Raw genomic sequence first — 4,085 nt, forward strand, 5'->3', positions numbered from 1 at the left:
GGCGTCTGCTCGCCGGCCTGGGTGCGGCCGCCTCCGACGGCCTCCGCGCCGTGGTGGCCCTGCGCGTCGACGAGCTGATCGGCTTCCAGAACGAGGCCTACGCGGCCGACTACGTCCGCCGGGTCGAGGACCTTCGCGCGGCCGAGGCCCGGCGGCGGGGGCCGGACGGCGGTCACCCGGAGCGGCTCACCCTCGCCGTGGCCAGGAACCTGCACAAGCTCATGGCCTACAAGGACGAGTACGAGGTCGCCCGGCTGGCCGTCGACCCCGAGTTCGCGGCGCAGGTCACCGAGGAGTGGGGCGAGGGCGCCGTCCCCAGACTCAAGCTGCATCCGCCGGCACTGCGGGCGATGGGGATGAAGCGCAAGATCTCGATCGGCCCCGGGGCCATGCCGGCGATCAGGGCACTGGCGGGGATGAAGCGCCTGCGCGGGACACCACTCGACGTGTTCGGGTACGCCCACGTCCGCAGGGTCGAACGCCAACTCCTGGCCGAGTACCGCGAGCTGGTCGACCGACTCACCGCCGACCTGCGGCGCCGGAACCCGGGCCCGGGCGGGGAGGACTCAGCCTGGGTGGATGCCGCGCTCGCGCTGGCCGAACTACCGGACCTGGTGCGCGGCTACGAGGACGTCAAGCTCGGGAACGTGGCCCGCTACCGGGAGGAGCGCACCCGGCTGCTCGGCGCGCTCACGACCGCAGAGCCGCCGATGCCATCGCGGTGAGGACACGCCGCAGTTCGGCCTCGGCCATCGACGGCAGCCGCGGGCTGGAGTTGAGCAGTCCGAACACCGCGTGGACGTGGGCCCGCGCGTCCACGGCGGGCAGCTCAGGGCGCAGTCGGACGAGCGCGTCGACCCACATCTCGGCGTACTCGCGCTGCAGACTGCGCACCTCGTGCCGGGGGCCGGCCGGGAGGGCGCCGAGGTCGCGGAACTGGACGCTGATGAGATCCGGTTCGGTCGCCACGAAGTCCACGTGGACCCCCAGCAGCGCGTCCAGCACCTCGGCCGGGTCCCCGCCCCGCTCCACCGCGGCGCGGCCACCGTCGCGGAGCCGACGCGAGATGTCGAGCAGCATCTCGGCGAGCACGTCCTCCTTGGAGGAGAAGTATCGGTACATGCCCGGACCCGAGATGCCGACCTCGGCACCGATGTCGTCCAGGCGCACCGCGTGGAAGCCCCGCCGTGCCATGAGCCGGGCCGCCGCGACGAGGATCTCGTCGCGGCGCCGGGCCTTGGCCTGGGCTCGTGGGGTCAGCGCCACGGCCTCCTGCTGATCCATCTGCGACCTCGGTACCGTCGAACTCAGTGGAAGAAGTGCCGGGCGCCGGTGAAGTACATCGTGATCCCGGCCTTCTCCGCGGCCTCGATCACCTCTGCGTCCCGGACGGACCCGCCCGGCTGCACCACCGCGCGCACCCCGGCCTCGGCGAGCACCTCGAGCCCGTCGGCGAACGGGAAGAACGCGTCCGACGCCGCCACGGCCCCGGTCACCCGCTCCCCCGCGCGCTGCACCGCGAGCCGGGCCGAGTCGACACGGTTGACCTGGCCCATGCCCACTCCGACGGTGGCGCCGGACTGGACCAGCAGGATGGCGTTGGACTTGACCGCCCGGCAGGCGCGCCACGCGAACAGCAGGTCGCGCAGGGTCGCCTCGTCGGCGTCGTCGCCGCACGCCTTGGTCCACCCCGCGGTCACGTCGCCGTCGGCGTCCAACGAATCGCGCTGCTGCACCAGCACGCCCCCGGAGATCTGCTTGCGCTCGAGCTCCCCCTGCGCCGGCGGGTTCGCCTCGAGGATCCGGATGTTCTTCTTCCGCTGCAGGATCTCCACGGCACCGTCCGCGTAGGAGGGCGCGATGATCACCTCGGTGAAGATCTCGGCCACCTGCTCGGCCATCTCCAGGGTCACCTCGCGGTTGGCGGCGATCACCCCGCCGAACGCGCTGACGGGGTCGCACTCGTGGGCGGCGCGGTGGGCCGCGGCGATGTCGGCGTCGATCGCGATGCCGCACGGGTTCGCGTGCTTGATGATCGCCACGCACGGCTCGGCGTGGTCGAAGGCGGACCGCCAGGCGGCGTCGCCGTCGACGTAGTTGTTGTAGCTCATCTCCTTGCCGTGCAGCTGCTCGGCCTGAGCGAGTCCGGGGGCCGCGGCGGAGTCCGTGTAGAGGGCGGCGCCCTGGTGCGGGTTCTCTCCGTAGCGCAGGGTGGCGGCCAGGTCGAGACTCTGCCCCTGCCACACCGGGAAGCTCTCGTCCCCGTCCCCCGCGGGGGTCGCGGTCTGCTCCGTCATCCAGGTGGCCACCGCGACGTCGTAGGCACCGGTGTGGCGGAAGGCGGCGGCGGCGAGCCGACGGCGCTCCTCCAGCGGGAATCCGCCCGCGGCCACCGCGTCCAGGGCCTCGCCGTACCCGGCCGGGTCCACCAGCACCGCGACCGACGGGTGGTTCTTGGCCGCCGCCCGGACCATGGACGGACCACCGATGTCGATCTGCTCCACGCACGCGTCGAAGTCCGCGCCGGAGGCGACGGTGTCGGTGAAGGGATAGAGATTGACGACGACGAGCTCGAACGGACGCACACCGAGTTCCGCGACCTGCTCGAGGTGTTCCGGCTTGCGCGTGTCGGCCAGGATGCCCGCGTGGACCCGCGGGTGCAGGGTCTTCACCCGGCCCTCCAGGCATTCGGGGAACCCGGTCAGGTCCTCGACGGGCGTCACCGCGACCCCCGCGGCCGCGATGCGCTGGGCGGTGGAACCGGTCGACACGATCTCGACGTCGGCGGCCGCCAGCCCCTGCGCGAGATCCTCGAGTCCGGTCTTGTCGTAGACGCTGATGAGCGCACGGCGGACGGGCCTGCGGGAGTCGGTCACGATAGGTGCACCTTTCGACCTTCGGTGTGGAGTCGGCCACGGGCGGCGGCCGCGAGGATGTCGACGAGCAGCTCGCGCTCGACGACCTTGATTCGTTCGTGGAGGGACGACTCGGTGTCGTCGGGGAGGACGTCGACCGCGCACTGGGCGATCACCGGGCCCGTGTCCACCCCGGCGTCGACCAGGTGGACGGTGCATCCCGTGACCCTCACCCCGTAGGCGAGCGCGTCCCGCACCGCGTGGGCGCCGGGGAAGGACGGCAGCAGGGCCGGATGGGTGTTGACCACGCGCCCGGCGAACTCACCGAGGAACGCCTCGCCGAGGATGCGCATGAAGCCCGCGGAGACGACCCAGTCCGGCGAGAACCCGCGCACCGCGTCCGTCAGCGCACGGTCCCAGGACGGGCGGTCGGGGTGATCGGCCGGACGGACGATCGCGGTGGGCAGTCCGGCGGCCCGGGCGCGGGTCACGGCCTCGCACTGGCGATCGGAGACGAGGCCGACAACCCGGTAGGGGCAGTCGGCCCCGTCGGACGAGTCCAGGACGCTCTGCGCGAGCGAGCCGGCACCGGAGGCCAGGAGTACGACCTGGCAGGGTGCTCCGGACTCGGCACTGACCACGTCCTACGCTCCTGCCCGTCGATCCACCTGCCCGCAGGATTCCCGGGCACGGGTCGCAGTCTAGTCGGAGGCCTTCGGGCGCTCGTCAGGGCTCTCCCCGGCCGTCTCGGCTTCGACTGACGCCGCGCCGTCCACCGCCGCGCCGTCCACCGCCGCGTCGTGCCCGTCCCCCTCTGTCGCTCCCCCGGAGTCCGGCGCCGTCCCGCTCGCGGAGTCGGGGGACTCGGGACGGGGGGCCGGCACCTCGTCGTCGTCGGACTCGTGGTCGGGCTCGCCGTCGTTCTCATCGCCGGCGGTCTCATCGCCGTCGGATACAACGCCGCCGGAACCGCCCTCACCGGGGAGGTCCTCATCCCCGGGCAGGTCTTCGGGCCCGACCCGGGACGGCTCCGGTTCTGGTTCCGGTTCCGGTTCGCTCTCGAATTCGGCCCCGCCCTCGGCGTCGAACTCGGCCTCCGACTCGGCCTCGCCCCCGGGCGGTGTCCGCGCCCCGACCTCGGGGTCCGCCCCGACCTCCGGTTCCGTCTCCGCCTCGTCCCCGGGCACCGTCCCGGCGCGGCGGCGCCGACGCTCGAGCTCGCTCTCCGCG

General features: G+C 73.1%; 4 protein-coding genes and 1 pseudogene. 1 reads left to right on the top strand and 4 read right to left on the bottom strand.

What is annotated here, in order from left to right:
* Nucleotides 1–725: DUF6537 domain-containing protein (locus G6031_RS15380; protein WP_347238508.1), on the top strand; the 725-nt coding region annotated here is incomplete at its 5' end.
* Here G6031_RS15380 and G6031_RS15385 read toward each other — a convergent pair.
* From G6031_RS15385 to G6031_RS15400, 4 genes and pseudogenes are all read right to left on the bottom strand, one after another.
* The gene (locus G6031_RS15385; protein ID WP_182645779.1) at nucleotides 691–1,284 is read right to left on the bottom strand and encodes a TetR/AcrR family transcriptional regulator; all 594 of its coding nucleotides are present in this window, start codon (nucleotides 1,282–1,284) and stop codon (nucleotides 691–693) included. The two genes, G6031_RS15380 and G6031_RS15385, sit on opposite strands and share 35 nt — an antisense overlap.
* Nucleotides 1,285–1,307: 23 nt before the next feature.
* Nucleotides 1,308–2,876 carry a bifunctional phosphoribosylaminoimidazolecarboxamide formyltransferase/IMP cyclohydrolase gene (purH, locus tag G6031_RS15390; protein ID WP_182653728.1) on the bottom strand — a complete coding sequence of 523 codons (1,569 nt, stop codon included), beginning with the start codon at nucleotides 2,874–2,876 and terminating at the stop codon, nucleotides 1,308–1,310.
* Nucleotides 2,873–3,496: a phosphoribosylglycinamide formyltransferase gene (purN, locus tag G6031_RS15395; RefSeq protein WP_179525860.1), complete on the bottom strand. Its 624-nt coding sequence runs from the start codon at nucleotides 3,494–3,496 to the stop codon at nucleotides 2,873–2,875. Before purN ends, purH begins: the two co-directional genes overlap by 4 nt.
* A gap of 60 nt (nucleotides 3,497–3,556) precedes the next feature.
* Nucleotides 3,557–4,085 (bottom strand): annotated as a pseudogene (locus G6031_RS15400) (hypothetical protein); the annotation flags it as partial.

Source organism: Dietzia sp. CQ4 (assembly GCF_014145125.1).
In the GTDB taxonomy this organism is placed as follows: Bacteria; Actinomycetota; Actinomycetes; order Mycobacteriales; family Mycobacteriaceae; genus Dietzia; species Dietzia natronolimnaea.